Annotated in this window: 19 protein-coding genes and 1 pseudogene; 15 read left to right on the top strand and 5 right to left on the bottom strand. The window is 64.4% G+C overall.

Features of this window, described 5'->3' with window-relative positions:
• Positions 1–396 precede the first annotated feature (396 nt).
• The gene (locus tag KDJ86_RS00960) at positions 397–882 is read left to right on the top strand and encodes a PAS domain S-box protein (RefSeq protein WP_291741702.1); all 486 of its coding nucleotides are present in this window, start codon (positions 397–399) and stop codon (positions 880–882) included.
• Positions 879–1,340: a redoxin family protein gene (locus tag KDJ86_RS00955; protein WP_291741698.1), complete on the top strand. Its 462-nt coding sequence runs from the start codon at positions 879–881 to the stop codon at positions 1,338–1,340. The genes KDJ86_RS00960 and KDJ86_RS00955 overlap by 4 nt, the downstream gene beginning before the upstream one ends.
• Here KDJ86_RS00955 and KDJ86_RS00950 read toward each other — a convergent pair.
• A complete protein-coding gene (locus tag KDJ86_RS00950; protein ID WP_291741696.1) occupies positions 1,337–2,044 on the bottom strand; it encodes a 5-formyltetrahydrofolate cyclo-ligase in 708 nt (235 codons plus the stop codon). The two genes, KDJ86_RS00955 and KDJ86_RS00950, sit on opposite strands and share 4 nt — an antisense overlap.
• 106 nt (positions 2,045–2,150) lie before the next feature.
• Between KDJ86_RS00950 and KDJ86_RS00945 the strand changes: the two genes are divergently transcribed.
• Complete coding sequence (locus KDJ86_RS00945) at positions 2,151–2,525, top strand: DUF488 domain-containing protein (RefSeq protein WP_291741694.1); 375 nt, start codon at positions 2,151–2,153, stop codon at positions 2,523–2,525.
• 23 nt (positions 2,526–2,548) lie between these two features.
• Here the strand turns inward: KDJ86_RS00945 and KDJ86_RS00940 are convergent, their stop codons facing one another.
• On the bottom strand, positions 2,549–3,118 hold the full coding sequence (locus KDJ86_RS00940; RefSeq protein WP_291741692.1) for a cbb3-type cytochrome c oxidase subunit I: 570 nt from the start codon (positions 3,116–3,118) through the stop codon (positions 2,549–2,551).
• 171 nt (positions 3,119–3,289) lie between these two features.
• Between KDJ86_RS00940 and KDJ86_RS00935 the strand changes: the two genes are divergently transcribed.
• From KDJ86_RS00935 to KDJ86_RS00890, 10 genes are all read left to right on the top strand, one after another.
• Positions 3,290–4,183 (top strand): LysR family transcriptional regulator, encoded by an 894-nt coding sequence (locus tag KDJ86_RS00935; RefSeq protein WP_291741689.1) that lies wholly within the window; start codon positions 3,290–3,292, stop codon positions 4,181–4,183.
• Between the two features lie 161 nt (positions 4,184–4,344).
• Positions 4,345–4,761 carry an RrF2 family transcriptional regulator gene (locus tag KDJ86_RS00930; protein ID WP_291741687.1) on the top strand — a complete coding sequence of 139 codons (417 nt, stop codon included), beginning with the start codon at positions 4,345–4,347 and terminating at the stop codon, positions 4,759–4,761.
• Positions 4,762–4,786: 25 nt separating this feature from the next.
• Positions 4,787–6,415 (top strand): cytochrome-c oxidase, cbb3-type subunit I, encoded by a 1,629-nt coding sequence (gene ccoN / locus KDJ86_RS00925; protein WP_521085243.1) that lies wholly within the window; start codon positions 4,787–4,789, stop codon positions 6,413–6,415.
• Positions 6,416–6,419: 4 nt separating this feature from the next.
• On the top strand, positions 6,420–7,148 hold the full coding sequence (gene ccoO, locus KDJ86_RS00920) for a cytochrome-c oxidase, cbb3-type subunit II (RefSeq protein WP_291741683.1): 729 nt from the start codon (positions 6,420–6,422) through the stop codon (positions 7,146–7,148).
• Complete coding sequence (locus KDJ86_RS00915; RefSeq protein ID WP_291741682.1) at positions 7,145–7,321, top strand: cbb3-type cytochrome oxidase subunit 3; 177 nt, start codon at positions 7,145–7,147, stop codon at positions 7,319–7,321. Before ccoO ends, KDJ86_RS00915 begins: the two co-directional genes overlap by 4 nt.
• Positions 7,318–8,208 carry a cytochrome-c oxidase, cbb3-type subunit III gene (gene ccoP / locus KDJ86_RS00910; RefSeq protein ID WP_291741680.1) on the top strand — a complete coding sequence of 297 codons (891 nt, stop codon included), beginning with the start codon at positions 7,318–7,320 and terminating at the stop codon, positions 8,206–8,208. The genes KDJ86_RS00915 and ccoP overlap by 4 nt, the downstream gene beginning before the upstream one ends.
• Complete coding sequence (locus KDJ86_RS00905; RefSeq protein ID WP_291741678.1) at positions 8,205–8,369, top strand: hypothetical protein; 165 nt, start codon at positions 8,205–8,207, stop codon at positions 8,367–8,369. Before ccoP ends, KDJ86_RS00905 begins: the two co-directional genes overlap by 4 nt.
• A 13-nt stretch (positions 8,370–8,382) precedes the next feature.
• The gene (locus KDJ86_RS00900) at positions 8,383–9,186 is read left to right on the top strand and encodes a DUF2189 domain-containing protein (RefSeq protein WP_291741675.1); all 804 of its coding nucleotides are present in this window, start codon (positions 8,383–8,385) and stop codon (positions 9,184–9,186) included.
• On the top strand, positions 9,183–9,386 hold the full coding sequence (ccoS, locus tag KDJ86_RS00895; RefSeq protein WP_291741673.1) for a cbb3-type cytochrome oxidase assembly protein CcoS: 204 nt from the start codon (positions 9,183–9,185) through the stop codon (positions 9,384–9,386). Before KDJ86_RS00900 ends, ccoS begins: the two co-directional genes overlap by 4 nt.
• Positions 9,387–9,647: 261 nt before the next feature.
• Positions 9,648–10,928 (top strand): molybdopterin molybdotransferase MoeA, encoded by a 1,281-nt coding sequence (locus KDJ86_RS00890; protein ID WP_291741671.1) that lies wholly within the window; start codon positions 9,648–9,650, stop codon positions 10,926–10,928.
• Positions 10,929–11,019: 91 nt separating this feature from the next.
• Here the strand turns inward: KDJ86_RS00890 and KDJ86_RS00885 are convergent, their stop codons facing one another.
• The 3 genes from KDJ86_RS00885 to KDJ86_RS00875 form a co-directional block, all read right to left on the bottom strand.
• On the bottom strand, positions 11,020–11,502 hold the full coding sequence (locus KDJ86_RS00885; protein WP_291741670.1) for an RrF2 family transcriptional regulator: 483 nt from the start codon (positions 11,500–11,502) through the stop codon (positions 11,020–11,022).
• Positions 11,503–11,754: 252 nt separating this feature from the next.
• Complete coding sequence (locus KDJ86_RS00880; RefSeq protein ID WP_291741668.1) at positions 11,755–12,033, bottom strand: hypothetical protein; 279 nt, start codon at positions 12,031–12,033, stop codon at positions 11,755–11,757.
• Between the two features lie 78 nt (positions 12,034–12,111).
• A complete protein-coding gene (locus KDJ86_RS00875; RefSeq protein WP_291741666.1) occupies positions 12,112–12,543 on the bottom strand; it encodes a hypothetical protein in 432 nt (143 codons plus the stop codon).
• A 218-nt stretch (positions 12,544–12,761) separates the two neighbouring features.
• Here KDJ86_RS00875 and KDJ86_RS00870 point away from each other — a divergent pair, with 218 nt between their 5' ends.
• Together KDJ86_RS00870 and KDJ86_RS00865 are read left to right on the top strand one after the other, a co-directional pair.
• Positions 12,762–13,016, top strand: a complete 255-nt coding sequence (locus KDJ86_RS00870; RefSeq protein WP_291741664.1) for a DUF2249 domain-containing protein — start codon at positions 12,762–12,764, stop codon at positions 13,014–13,016.
• A gap of 63 nt (positions 13,017–13,079) precedes the next feature.
• Positions 13,080–13,487, top strand: a pseudogene (locus tag KDJ86_RS00865) (hypothetical protein); the annotation flags it as partial.

Raw genomic sequence — 13,487 nt, 5'->3', positions numbered from 1 at the left:
TCTCCGGCCGCTCGCCACTCGCCTGCCGGCAGGCCAATCCGACACGATCTCCGTGGGCGCTCCGGCGGAAAGCCGTCACCAGCGAGCGTCCCCCACGGAACGCGGCCACCGCGATGGTCAGGGAACGGAAGCGGCTGAGGCAGCGGACACCAGCGAGGGGTCACTGGGGCGCGCGACATTCAAGGCAATGCGACCGACTGCGCGTCCATCCCAGCGGCTTTTATGCCTGGTTTGGGCTTGGGCTTGGGATTGCCTTGAGCAGGCAGGCTGGGGAAGACGCCCGCCAGACCCGCTATTTCACAACAAGAATCTTACGCTGATAATCCAATAATATTCGTTTGTCTGCGCCGACTTATCCGGCAGACTCGGGGGATCCCTGCTGCGAGGAATTTCCCAATGACCGTGAATGACGAGCCGGCAAGCATCACCGAAAAGCTCGGTGCGGCAATTCTGGAAACGGTTGCGGACGCGATCCTTGTCGCCGATCGCCAGGGAATTATCCGCTTGTGGAACCCGGGCGCCGCACGCATCTTCGGATTTAGCCCGGAAGAGGCGATCGGACAGCCGCTTGACCTGATCATCCCCGAGAGACTTCGGGCGCGCCACGCGGACGGCTATGACCGGGTCATGGAGACGGGAGAAAGCCGCTACGGCTCCGGTGATCTCCTCGCCGTGCCGGCACTCACTCGGGACGGGAGCCAGATATCGGTGGAGTTCACGATTGTGCCGTTGTCGGAATCCGGATCGAGGCCGACCGGCATGGCGGCCATCCTCCGGGATGTGACGTCGCGGTTCAACGAGATCCGGACCCTGAGGCGGCGTGTCGCCGATCTCGAGAAGGCGCCAATGGCGGCTGTCGGGGAAGAAGGAGCAGGTCGATGAAGATCGCTCCGCAACTGCACGCAGCGCAGTGGTTCAATACCGCCGAACCCCTGACGCTCGAGGCTCTGCGGGGTCGGGTCGTCGTGCTCCACGCCTTCCAGATGCTCTGCCCCGGATGCGTCAGGTCGGGGATTCCCCAGGCGCAGCGGATCGCCGAGCTGTTCTCGCCGAACGACGTCGCGGTCATCGGCATCCACACTGTCTTCGAGCACCATGATGCCATGAAGCCGGTATCCCTTGCCGCCTTCATCGCCGAATACCGCATCGCCTTTCCGGTGGCGGTCGACCAGCCGTCACCGGATGGAGCAATCCCCTTGACGATGGCCGCCTATGGTATGAAAGGCACGCCGACGCTCGTCCTGATCGATCGGGCGGGACGGATCCGGAGACAGGCTTTCGGAGCGGAGGACGATCTTCGCGTTGGCGCCGATATCGGGGGTCTGCTCGCCGAGACCTAGAAACGCAAGCCGGGGACGTCGGCCCGGGGCGCGGTCGCGGCATGAACCTCGCGTTCGGTAACGATGAGGTCCATCGAGATGTCATGCGGCCGGGGATGGATGGTGGGGATATGGGCAGCCGAGAATCCGACGCCGATCGCCCGCGGTCGCGCCGACAGGTGGGCAAGCGTTCGGTCGTAGAAACCGCCGCCATATCCCAGTCGATAGCCGGAATCATCGAACCCGACGACCGGGGCGACGACGACATCGGGAACGACGGCCTCGCCATGGACGGGCTCCGGAATGCCGTGCGACCCGCGAGCCATGCGGTCGCCAGGCTGCCAGTGGCGGAACGTGAGTGGTTCGTTCCTGGCGGTCACCACCGGCAGCGCGCATCGGCCGCCGCGGGCATGCACGAGAGCCAGCCAGGCGCGCAGGTCCGGCTCACCCCGCCATGGCCAGTAGCCGCTGACGACGAGTCCGGACGGATCGCCGACGGTCTCGTCCAGCCGATGGCGGATCCGCGCCGAAGCATGCTGCCGTTCGTCCGGGTGGAGAGCAAGCCGCCTGGCGATCAGGCGCCGCCGCTCGGCCCTGCGCCAGTCCTTGACGTCACGGTCATGCATTTCCGGCACGCCGAGATAAGCCGGGTCCAGCTCGTGCATGAAGCAGGGCGGGGACGCGTAGTGTCCGAAGACTTCGTCGTTGTCATAGGGCGCGGTCATCACGAAGCACCATTGTATCCGTCATGGACTGGCCGGGAACCGTCCCGGCGGCGCATTTCGACCGGCCCGGTTGTCCGGCCGGATGGTGAAGCGGGGTAGCGGGAACATGACCGGGAAGATCGACGCAGACAGAATCAGGCTGAAGCGCGCCTACGAGCCGGCCACCGACGACGACGGTCGTCGCGTTCTCGTCGACCGTTTGTGGCCGCGCGGGGTCAGCAAGGCCGAGGCGGCGATCGACGAATGGGCCAAGGACCTTGCTCCGAGCACGGAGCTGCGAAAGTGGTTCGGCCATGATCCCCGGCGCTGGCAGGCGTTCCGCAGCCGTTATCGGGCGGAGCTCGCCACCTTTGGCGATGATCTCGACCGGCTGCGCGACGTCGCACGGGCCGGCACCCTCACCCTCGTCTATGCCGCACGTGACCAGGCACACAACGACGCCGTCGTCCTGCGGGAGGTGTTGCTCGATCGCGAAACCTGAGAGATGGCGGCCGATGGTGGCCCTCAATTGATCCTCGGCAATACCTCCCACTGGTGGAATGGCGGCGGCGAGGAAAGCTGCCACTCGAGCGTCGTGGCGCCCGGGCCCCACGGGTTGTTGCCGGCTTCGCGCTTCTTGGCGAAGGCGGCCCACATGCCGATCGACGACACCTTGTTCCAGCCGGCGAAGGCGTCCGGGTAGTCGGCATAGCGGCGCGGCATGCCCGACTGACCGAGGAAATGCTGCGGGAAGACCACCAGGTTGACGCCGATGAAGGTGACCCAGAAGCGCAGCTTGCCGATCTTGTCGTTGTCCATGTAGCCGCTCATCTTCGGGAACCAGTAGTACCAGCCGCCGAAGATCGCGAAGACGGCGCCGAGCGACAGAACGCAGTGGAAGCGGGCCACCACGGAGTAGATGTCGTGGAGCGCGCAGGGTCGGAGGACGGGCCGCCATGCGGGGCCAGCCACGCCGCAGGAGGCGGGAGCGGCTGTCGCGACGCCCGCGGCGGCGTTGTCCCGCAACCGCCGGCCCGGCGCGCCTCTGGCCGCCGAAAGGGTTTCCGGATGGCTTTGGTTCCGACATTGGAACACTCGCTGGCAGAGCTGATGCCGTCACCGTCTCACCAAAGATGAAGCCATACAAACGAATATAATTGGACTTTCAAATCAAAAAACTTGCGATCAAATCTCGGGCAAACCGGGAGGCGCCGCCTGGGGAACAGCAGGAAGAACGGCCGTGGGTGGTGTGCTGCAAAACCAGCGATGCAGCGCAGAAGAGGGATTTGCTGCAGTTTTTATGCTATCAATCGCCGTGTGGACGTTGAGCTCGCCCGAACCTTTCTCGAAATCGTATCGACCGGCAGCTTTGTCAGGGCGGCAGAACGGCTGAACGTTGCCCAGACGACGGTGAGTGCACGCGTCCGTACGCTCGAGGAGAAGCTCGGACGACCCCTGTTCGTCCGCAACAAGGCCGGCGCATCCCTGACGCCGGCCGGCGAACAGTTCCTCCGCCATGCCCCGACCTTCGTCCAACTGTGGCAGCGGGTAAGGAATGTGGTGGCGGTGCCCGAAGGGCACCAATCGGTATTGACCGTCGGCGCCGAGACGAGCCTCTGGCAGCCGCTCCTCCTCGACTGGGTGGTGGGGATGCGAAAGGCGCTGCCCGAACTCGCCCTGCGCGCCCATGTCGACGTACCATGGGACCTGATCGATCAGGTCGCGGATGGGTTGGTCGATGCCGCTGTCATGTACGCGCCGTCGCATCGGCCGGGATTGCGTATCGAGCTGTTGCTCGACGAGAAGCTCGTTCTGGTGACAAGTGATCCAGACGCCGGGACCGTCGACGATCCCGGCTTCCTGACGGTGGACTGGGGACCGGAATTCGCGCGGGAGTTCAGCTCGGCTTTTCCTGATGCGGGGACGTCGGGTCTTTCCTTTGATTTCGGCCCGCTGGCCCTTGGCTATCTGCTGACAGCGGGCGGGACCGGCTATTTCAGGTCGCAGGCAGTCAAGCGCTATATCGAATCCGGGGAACTCCACCTGGTGCCCGAAGCGCCGAAATTCTCCTATCCCATCTATGCCGTCACATCGACCGACGCGGAAGAGGCGCTCGTTGCGCCGGCTCTCGCAACCCTGCGTCAGGTCATTTCGGCATGACGCGGGGCGCGGTCCCCGCCGCGGATCGCGCCAGGGCAAGCCGCGTCCGGCATCGGCGGACGGCGTGGTGTGACGAAGAGATGCACCGGCTCATGCGGGCTTGCATCTCGGGACAAGCTGATTAATGTGCATTGCAAATACCAATTAAACACGAACGAAAGATGCGCCTGACATCCTTCACCGACTATGGCCTCCGGATGATGATGAGGATGGCGAGTTCGCCGGGAACCGCGTTCTCGACGGCCGAGATCGCCGAAGAGTTCAGGCTGTCGCGTCATCACCTGGCGAAGATCATGCAGCGGCTCGCAAGGGGCGGGTTGATCGAGACCCGCCGCGGCGGCGGAGGCGGAGCTGTCCTCGCAAAGTCTCCGAGCGAGATCACCATTGGTACCATCGTCCGCCTGCTCGAAGAGGGACAGGCGATCGTCGAGTGCTTCGCGCCCGGTGGTGGCGACTGCACGATCACCGGATGCTGTCGCCTGAAGGCACGGTTGCGCTCGGCCGAGGCGGCCTTCCTCAGGGACCTCGACGGCTCGACGCTGGCCGACATCGCGCTGCCAGCGGCCGCTGCCGCGTGATCCGGACATAGTGGACCGCGGCATGATCCGATCCCTGACCATCGCAGAACGCCAGACGGGGCTGTTCATTGCCATCATCCTGAGCGTCATCGGACTGACGATGGCCGCGGCGGCCCGCCAGGGTCCGATGGCGGTTCACGGCACGATGGCGCTCATCCTCGGCCTCTTCCTCGCCATTGCGCTGGCCGGGGCCCTCGACAAGCCGTCGCCGCGGGCGGACCGCGAGCAAAACTATTATGACGAGCCGACGCGCTTCGGCATCGTGATGACCCTGATCTGGGCGGTCATCGCGATGGGCGTCGGCGTCTGGGTGGCGGCGCTGCTCTACTGGCCGGAGGCAACTCCGCCGTGGCCGGCCACCAGCTTTGGCCGCCTGCGTCCCTTCCACACCACCGGTGTGATCTTCGGCTTCGGCGGCAACGCGCTGATCGCGACCTCCTTCCACGTGCTGCAGCGGACGTCGCGCGCCAGGCTCGCGGATTCGGTCAGTCCCTGGGTGGTCCTGATCGGCTTCAACCTCTTTTGCGTCTGGGCTGTCACCGGCTACCTGATGGGCAGCACCCAGTCGAAGGAATATGCCGAGGCGGAATGGTATGCCGATCTCTGGCTGGTGGTGATCTGGGTCGTCTATTTCGCCCTCTATATGCGGACCCTGGCGCGCCGCAAGGAGCCGCATATCTACGTCGCCAACTGGTATTACCTGGCGTTTATCCTGGTGGTGGCGATGCTGCACATCGTCAACAACCTGGCGCTGCCGGTGAGCTTCGCCGGAACGAAGAGCTTCACCATCTGGGCCGGCGTTCAGGACGCGATGGTACAGTGGTGGTACGGCCATAACGCCGTCGCCTTCTTCCTCACCGCGGGCTTCCTCGGGATGCTCTACTACTTCCTGCCCGTGCGGTCGGGACGCCCGATCTGGTCCTACCGGCTGTCGATCGTCAGCTTCTGGGGGATCGTCTTCTTCTACATCTGGGTGGGATCGCACCACCTGCACTATACCGCGCTGCCATACTGGGTGCAGACACTGGGAATGACGTTCTCGGTGATGCTGCTGGTGCCGAGCTGGGCCTCCGCCGGAAACGCGATCGCGACGCTGAACGGCGCCTGGCACAAGGTGCGGGACGACGCGACCCTGCGCTTCATGTTCGTCGCGGCCGTGTTCTACGGCCTGTCGACCTTCGAGGGATCCTTCCTCGCCATCCGTCCGGTCAACTCGTTGTCCCACTACACCGACTGGACTGTCGGCCACGTTCACTCCGGCACTCTCGGCTGGGTCGCGATGATCGTCTTCGGAGCGATCTACACGCTTGTTCCGCAGCTTTCCGGCCGCGAAGACATGGCTTGGCCCCGGGCTGTCGAATGGCACTTCTGGCTCGCCGTCGCGGGAACCTTCATCTACGTCGTGGCGATGTGGAACGCCGGCATCACCCAGGGCCTGATGTGGCGTACCTACGACGCGAATGGCGCGCTGAGCTACAGCTTCCTGCAATCCGTTCAGGCCATGGCGCCCTACTATCTGCTGCGGGCCATCGGCGGCGTGCTGTTCCTGTCGGGGGCCATCCTGTGTGCCCTGAACACCCGCGCGACGCTGAAAGGGGTCCGCTTCGGCGTTGGTACAGCAGACCGGCCGCTCGTGTCACAGCCTGCGGAGTAGACGGATGCTGAGGCTCCACTACAATCTCGAGAAGCTCTCGATGGGACTGGTCGTCGGGATCATCGTCGCCGCTTCGATCGGCGGAGCCGTCGAGATCGCGCCGCTCTTCACCATCGACCAGACGGTCGAGATTCCGGACGACATGCGGCCGCTCACGCCGCTCGAGCTCGCCGGCCGCGAAGTGTTCATCCGGGAAGGCTGCTACGCGTGCCACAGCCAGATGGTGCGGCACCTGGCGGATGAGATCGACCGCTATGGCCCCTATTCGCTGGCCTCCGAATCGGCGTGGGACCACCCCATGCTGTGGGGGTCGAAGCGCACCGGGCCGGATCTCGCACGGCTTGGGGGAAAATACTCGGACGCCTGGCATGTCGCGCATCTGATCGACCCGAGGGCCGTGGTCCCGACGTCGATCATGCCTGCCTATCCATGGCTGGAGAGGTCGCTCGACGCGAGCGATATCGGGGCGCAGATGGGAACGCTGGCCCGGCTTGGCGTGCCCTATGACGATGCCCGCCTGGCCAACGCCGCCGCCGATGCGCTGGCGCAATCGAGTCCCGACAGCGACGGCGCGGCCGGGGTCGCGGAACGCTACGGCGATAACGTCGCTATCCGTGCCTTCGACGGCGATCCGTCGCGTTTGACCGAAATGGATGCCCTGGTCGCCTATCTGCAGTCGCTCGGGACGCAGACGCGTTTGCCCTATGCGATCATGTCGGAGGAGCAGCCATGAACCTCACTCACGAGATGGCTGTCTACGCGGCCAAGACGGCCGGCCTGATCTGGATGCTGGCGTTCTTTCTGATCGTCGTCTTGCTGGCCTATCGGCCGAGCCGAAAGTCCGCTCACGAACGCGCGGCCCGCTCTGTCCTGATCGATCGCGAGCCCCGAGGAAAAGATCGATGACAGGGTCGCGCCCCCACGAGCGTGATGTCGATCCGGTAACCGGATACGAGACGACCGGGCATGACTGGAACGGCATCCGCGAGCTCAACACCCCTTTTCCGCGCATCGTCCTGTGGGCCCTGGCGCTGGCATTCCTGTATTCGGTCATCGCGTGGATCCTGCTTCCCGCCTGGCCCATCGGGCGGGATTTCACGCGCGGGCTCCTTGGCCTCGACCAGGGGGAGATGGCCCTCGCCGGATACGAGAAACTCGAGGAGGCACGAAGTGACTGGATGGCGGCCTTCGCCGACAATCCTGTCGCGGATCTCGCGGCCGATCCCGGATTGCTGGCGCGCGCACGGCCGACCGCCGTGCGGCTGTTTGCCGACAACTGCGCAGCCTGCCATGGAACCGATGGTACGGGCGGACCGGGATTCCCGAACCTGACCGATCGCGACTGGCTCTGGGGGGGAGCGCCCGAGACCATCGCCGAAACCATCCGCGTCGGCATCAACAGCACCGACCCGGACACGCGCTTCGCCCAGATGCCCGCCTTCGGCCGCGATGGCATGCTCTCCCGTGAGGATATCGTGGCGGTGGCGAAGCATGTCGTCGCGCTCGGCCACGGGCAAGCCGATCCCGACAGCCGGGGCGCCGCCGTCTTCGCCGAGAATTGCGTCGCCTGCCACGGCGAAGGTGGAAAGGGCATTCCCGACAATGGCGCGCCAACCCTGATCTCCGGTCACTGGATCTACGGCGGCGACATACAGACCGTCATGACCACGTTGTGGAATGGCCGTCAGGGAGAGATGCCCACGTGGCAGGACCGCCTGTCGACTGCGGAGATCAATATCCTGGCTCTCTATGTTGCCAGCCTTTCGGAGAATGACGGGGAGCGGGACCGATGATTGACGCACGGCTGCAACGGCGCCTGGCCATCGCTGGCGCCGTGGTCTTCGCCGGTCTGTTTCTTGCGGCCAATGCTCATCTCGTGAAGGTGGCTTTCATGTCCCAACCCGATTGCGTCACGCCGCCTCCGGGCAAGGCGCCGGCGCGTCTGTCCTGTTGAGGGAGGCCGGATCGTGCTGGAGCCGCTACCCACCCTGGTTGCGCCGAGACGTCCACCGGCCGCCTTTGCCCGTGGCCTGCCCGCCGGCATCGTTCGCCAGTGGCTGGCGGCCGGATGGGCCGATTTTCGAGCCGCGTTGGGAGCCAATCTTGCCTATGGCTTCTTCCTTCTCGTCCTGTCCCTTGCCGTCCTGGCCGGGCTGGGCGCGGCGGGGCTGATGTATCTGGTGCTGCCGGCCGTTGCCGGGTTTCTCATCGTCGGCCCGTTTCTGGCGATCGGGCTCTACGCGCAAAGCCGGGCCCGCGAGGAGGGGCGGCGCCTCGGTCTCGGCGCCATGCTGCTTGTCCGGCCGGCGGCGGGAGCGCAGCTGGCTTATGCCGGGCTGATGCTCTCCCTTCTCGTCCTGTTCTGGTTGCGCACGGCGGATCTGCTCTATGCGCTGTTCTTCGGGCTCACGCCTTTTCCGGGTGCGGAACATGCGTTGATCAACGTCCTCACCACCCCGCGCGGCTGGGCGTTGATCCTGGTCGGCAGCGCGTTGGGCGCCCTGTTCGCCGCCTTTGCCTTCGCCATCAGCCTGTTCTCGATCCCGATGCTGATGTCCGAACGGCGTGACGCGCTGACGGCGATGGGTTTGAGCTTCGCCATGACCGCCCAGAATCTTCGAGCCGTCGTCGCATGGGGCGCGGTCGTCGCAGCAGGGCTCGCCCTCTCGGTCGCCACCGGCCTGCTCGGCCTGGTCGTCGTCTTCCCGGTACTCGGCCATGGGACCTGGCACGTCTTCAGAAGCATCCATGGGACGGGCCCGGCAAGATGAATGCGCTGTTCCTGATTCCGCTGGCCATCGGGATGGGAGCCATCGGGCTTGTGGCATTCATCTGGGCCCTGCAACACAATCAATTTGACGACCTGGAACGCGCGAGATGGAGGGTTCTCGATCGGAGCGGCGAACCCGAAGATCAAGTCGGACCGGGAACCGGTGACCGCGAGCGAGCGCGCAAGCGTGCCATGGTCTAACGGTTTCGCCGGGCATTCCGGAGCAAGCCGGCTGCGTCGAACAGCGGCGTCGTCCCCCTGCCTTCGAGGATCGCATTGACGGTGAGCCGCTCGGGATTTCCACCGGATCGCGCCGGTCGCTTCGTCGGCTTGTGGCGAGCAGGCGCGGGCGCCTCGTTTTGGGACATGCGATTGTGCCGCCCCCTGTCCGGGCGTGCCTGACGTCCGGCGATCCAGTTGAGGCCGCGGGGACGGGACGCAAACTGTGTGTGGAACCACGCGATGACCATCGGATGCGCCCGACGCATAACCCGCGAGAATGGGGCAACGGATCAAATGGATGGAGACCGCTCCGTAAGGGATGTACTCGCCATTGCCGATGCGATCGTCGCGCCGCTGATGAACGCGGAATGCATTGATCTGCGGAATGCATCGGGTCGCATTTCGGCCGGACAGATCAGGGCGCCAAGGCCGATGCCCTTCTTCAGCCAGTCGGCAATGGATGGATTTGCTGTTCGTACCGCTGACCTGGCGGGACATGGACCCTGGCGTCTTCCCGTCGCAGGCACGATCGCGGCCGGTGACCGTCCAGATCCAATCCCTGGCACGGAACCCGCGGCGATGCGCATCTACACAGGCGCGCCAGTGCCCGGTGCCTTTGATGCCGTGGTGATGATGGAGCATTGCCGGGACGACGGAGACGTCGTCGTCGTTGGGATTCGTCCGGTTCCGGGAGAAAACATCCGTGCGAAAGGATCCGATATCGCACGCGACGCGGTGCTCGTTGCGGCAGGAATCAGGATCGAGCCTCGCCACATCGGCCTCCTGGCGGCGAATGGCTACACGAGCGTCAACGTGTTCAAACGTCCGCGCGTCGGCGTGTTTTCGACGGGAAGCGAGCTATTGCCAAATGGCGCGACCGGTGCAGCGCGGATCCATGACGCCAACAGGCCAATGCTGATTGCATTGGCAAATCGCGCCGGAGCCGATGTCGTCGACTTGGGAATCGTCGATGATGATCTCGCCGAAACGGCGCGATTCTTTCGTGGGATCGCGGGCAGATTTGACCTGCTGATCTCATCCGGTGCCGCTTCGATTGGTGCGCGCGACTTCGTCGGGCAGGCTTTTGTCGAGGCCGGTGGAACCGTGCATGCCTGGAAGGTTGCGCTCAAGCCCGGCAAGCCGATCCTGCTCGGGACGCTCGATGACAGAGCGTATCTCGGACTGCCGGGCAATCCGTTATCTGCGTTTGTCGGATTTCAACTCTTCGGACGACGACAGATCTCGCGGCTTTGTGGTGTCGACGAACCACACGGCGCGTGCGGTCGCGCGGTCGCGGGGTTTTCCCTCGCGCGGGAGAGCGGGCGCCTGGAGATTATCCCGGCGCGGGTCGTCTCTTGGTCGAAGGAAGGCGTGCCGACGATCGACATAGCTGAAAACCGCAGCTCGGGGACTTTGCATGCGCTGTGCCAGGCCGACGGCCTCGCCATGATCCCGGCGGAACAGGGTTCGGTCAGACCGGGTGACGTCGTGGAGTTTGTCCGCTTTTGCTCCCCGCGCTGAACGATGCGCTCCGCAACGAAGGTCGTCAGGGGTTACGCCCGATAGCCGGGTGTCTGGCGGAAGCCAGGTCCAAACCCGGCTCCGTTTGCGTTCATCTCGGTTGGCGGTGCATCCCACCTGCAAAGTCAGGGCCGCGCGTTTCACCGACGGGAGGATCCGGCGCCGTGAAATCGGGTTCCGCCAGCATGATGTCGGCGAGCGTGTAACGATCCAAGGTCGTGGCGAACGCGTTCAAGGCTTCATTCAGAACGTTGGGCAGCCGGCAACAGCCGGTAATCACGCACTGATTGCCGGCTGTAAAGCACTCGACCAAGGCGAAATCCGGCTCGGTCGCACGCAGGACCTCTCCGAGGTTTATCTTTTCCGGGCGCCTGGCGAGGGTGAACCCACCTGAACGCCCGCGAACCCCCTTCAGATATCCCGTCTTCGTCAGGATATTGACGACCTTCATCAAGTGCGCGCGCGAAATCCCGTAGACCCTCGAGGTATCCTCGATGGTGACCAGCCGCTCGCCAGCCGATCCGGCATACATCAGCACGCGCAGCGCATAGTCGGAGAATGTCGTCAATCGCATCTGTTTCTACCCGGTCCGCAGCCCAGCGCCGTTGCGATCAGCGCGCATGAGTTGGCGAGGGGAACCGAGAAAGCGCCGTATGTCCGGCGCATCATTCAAGACCCGCCTCGCCGCGATTGTTCATGCAATAGCATCTTTGCACCGGATGGATGTCGAATGAATCCTATCCTGAGGTCCCGTCATCGCGGATGTCGGTGGCCCTGCGCCGCCGACCGAAGACGATCAGGCGCCATCCAGCACTGTCAGCCTGCGCTAGGCTGCAATCGAAAGCCGCCCATTCTCCGGCATTGCGTCCTTTTGCTGTTGCCGCGCCCACTCGGCGGCGATCGCCATCCAATCGCGTAGCAAGCCCTGGTCCTCCTTCGAGAACCGGGCGCGACGCTTCAGATCCTCGAAAGAGTCGTCCGGACGGCACCGCTCGTAATCCGCGCGAATAAGCGACTCATAGCTGAGACGCCTATGGGGATCGTCCGGTAATATCGGCTGTCTCACGCCATTGGCTGACATGCCCAGCCGTTCCTTGGACTGCATCATCGCTCTCTCCTCGTCTCCGAAGCGCTGCCCTTTCGAGCATCTCCGGACACCGCGACCATCTCGCTTGTGTCACCCTCACCCATGATCCTGCTTCGACTGCTCGCCGCCAAGGCATGCCACATGGGCGCATAGCCGCGCCGCGACCTCACCCGGCAGCAGCCGGCCGAGAAGCGTCTCGAAATACGGCTTGACGATCCGTCCGGTGACTCCCCGCTCGGCGCACAGAAGATCAACGATATTCTCGGCGAGCGGCGTCATCCGGCGCTTGCCCGCGCGAGGATCGAGGATCGCGCCAATCGCCTCCTCCACACGATCCCACCGGGCGCCGGAAATGTGCGTCAGCACATTGCAGATGTGGCCATGCGCGCGGAACTGCGACACGACGATTGCCGCCAGCTCCGATACCGGCAGCTCCGCGATATCACCGCCGGCGAGAGACGCAGCCGGCTCACGAAGATCATCCATCAGCACCTGTGTCGGTTCGACTCCGCTTACCATCATGTTCATGGCGCACCTCCGTAGGATTGTCTTGGCGACACCACCGGCCGGCTGACCCGCCGGCCATGGGCTGTCGTCTTCATTCTCCTATCCCATAAAAGATGTATTGACAATATATCTTTTAGCATGGAGACTGGGACCGTGAATAACGGGACCGGAGATGCCGAGCAGGGCCGCTTCGGCCGCGACCAGCTCTCTGGGCCCCATACCAAGACAAGGAGAATGCCATGAGTGAGCCATCAAGCACCGCCGACATCGTCGATGTCCGGAGCCTCGTGCCGGCGGAACGCCACGCCAAGATCTTCGAGCTCGTGAACGCGCTGGAACCGGGCACATCCTTCGTCCTGGTCAACGATCACGATCCCAAGCCGCTCTATTATCAGCTCGAAGCCGAGTATCCGGACCAGTTCTCCTGGACCTATGTCGAACAGGGGCCGCAGGTCTGGCGCGTCGAGATCGGCAAGCACGCCAAGGCGGCCTGAGGCCGAGGCGCATCGACGCGACGCCGGCTCCGACCGTCGTCGCGTCCGGCGGAAGATATCAAGATGGGTGTCACGCTCTCACGCTGGACCATGTCCTATTTCGCGGCAGCGCTCGTGTCGCTGATCCTTGGCGAGTCCCTCATGGCGGCAGGATATGGCTTTCCGTCCGCGCCGATCCGGGCTCCGCAGACGCTCGTTCTTGTCCATCTCATCGCCATCGGCTGGCTCAGCCTTTTGCTCTGCGGGGCGCTGTTTCAGTTTGTCCCGGTCCTCATCGCGCGGCGCCTTCACAGCAACGCGCTTCCTCTGCCGACCCTTGTCCTGCTGGTGGTGGGACTCGCCGCGCTGCTTTTTGGCTTCCTTCAGCTCTCCGGCATGATCGACGTGGGCGGATGGCTCTTCCCGCTCGCCGCCGGCCTGCTGTCAGGCGGATTTGCGCTTGTCCTCTATAATCTCGGTCGCACGCTCTGG

Source organism: Bauldia sp., assembly GCF_020442045.1.
Classification (GTDB): domain Bacteria; phylum Pseudomonadota; class Alphaproteobacteria; order Rhizobiales; family Kaistiaceae; genus Bauldia.
This window is presented reverse-complemented; position numbering and strand designations above follow the sequence as displayed.

Excerpts from the sequence above, each read along its gene's own strand:
- KDJ86_RS00905 (WP_291741678.1), top strand. The coding sequence starts at position 8,205 with ATGATTGACGCACGGCTGCAACGGCGCCTGGCCATCGCTGGCGCCGTG.
- KDJ86_RS00930 (WP_291741687.1), top strand. The coding sequence starts at position 4,345 with ATGCGCCTGACATCCTTCACCGACTATGGCCTCCGGATGATGATGAGG.
- KDJ86_RS00950 (WP_291741696.1), bottom strand. The coding sequence starts at position 2,044 with ATGACCGCGCCCTATGACAACGACGAAGTCTTCGGACACTACGCGTCC.
- KDJ86_RS00960 (WP_291741702.1), top strand. The coding sequence starts at position 397 with ATGACCGTGAATGACGAGCCGGCAAGCATCACCGAAAAGCTCGGTGCG.
- KDJ86_RS00915 (WP_291741682.1), top strand. The coding sequence starts at position 7,145 with ATGAACCTCACTCACGAGATGGCTGTCTACGCGGCCAAGACGGCCGGC.
- ccoP (WP_291741680.1), top strand. The coding sequence starts at position 7,318 with ATGACAGGGTCGCGCCCCCACGAGCGTGATGTCGATCCGGTAACCGGA.
- ccoO (WP_291741683.1), top strand. The coding sequence starts at position 6,420 with ATGCTGAGGCTCCACTACAATCTCGAGAAGCTCTCGATGGGACTGGTC.
- KDJ86_RS00870 (WP_291741664.1), top strand. The coding sequence starts at position 12,762 with ATGAGTGAGCCATCAAGCACCGCCGACATCGTCGATGTCCGGAGCCTC.
- KDJ86_RS00935 (WP_291741689.1), top strand. The coding sequence starts at position 3,290 with ATGCAGCGCAGAAGAGGGATTTGCTGCAGTTTTTATGCTATCAATCGC.
- KDJ86_RS00945 (WP_291741694.1), top strand. The coding sequence starts at position 2,151 with ATGACCGGGAAGATCGACGCAGACAGAATCAGGCTGAAGCGCGCCTAC.
- KDJ86_RS00880 (WP_291741668.1), bottom strand. The coding sequence starts at position 12,033 with ATGCAGTCCAAGGAACGGCTGGGCATGTCAGCCAATGGCGTGAGACAG.
- KDJ86_RS00955 (WP_291741698.1), top strand. The coding sequence starts at position 879 with ATGAAGATCGCTCCGCAACTGCACGCAGCGCAGTGGTTCAATACCGCC.
- KDJ86_RS00885 (WP_291741670.1), bottom strand. The coding sequence starts at position 11,502 with ATGCGATTGACGACATTCTCCGACTATGCGCTGCGCGTGCTGATGTAT.
- KDJ86_RS00890 (WP_291741671.1), top strand. The coding sequence starts at position 9,648 with ATGACCATCGGATGCGCCCGACGCATAACCCGCGAGAATGGGGCAACG.
- ccoS (WP_291741673.1), top strand. The coding sequence starts at position 9,183 with ATGAATGCGCTGTTCCTGATTCCGCTGGCCATCGGGATGGGAGCCATC.
- KDJ86_RS00875 (WP_291741666.1), bottom strand. The coding sequence starts at position 12,543 with ATGAACATGATGGTAAGCGGAGTCGAACCGACACAGGTGCTGATGGAT.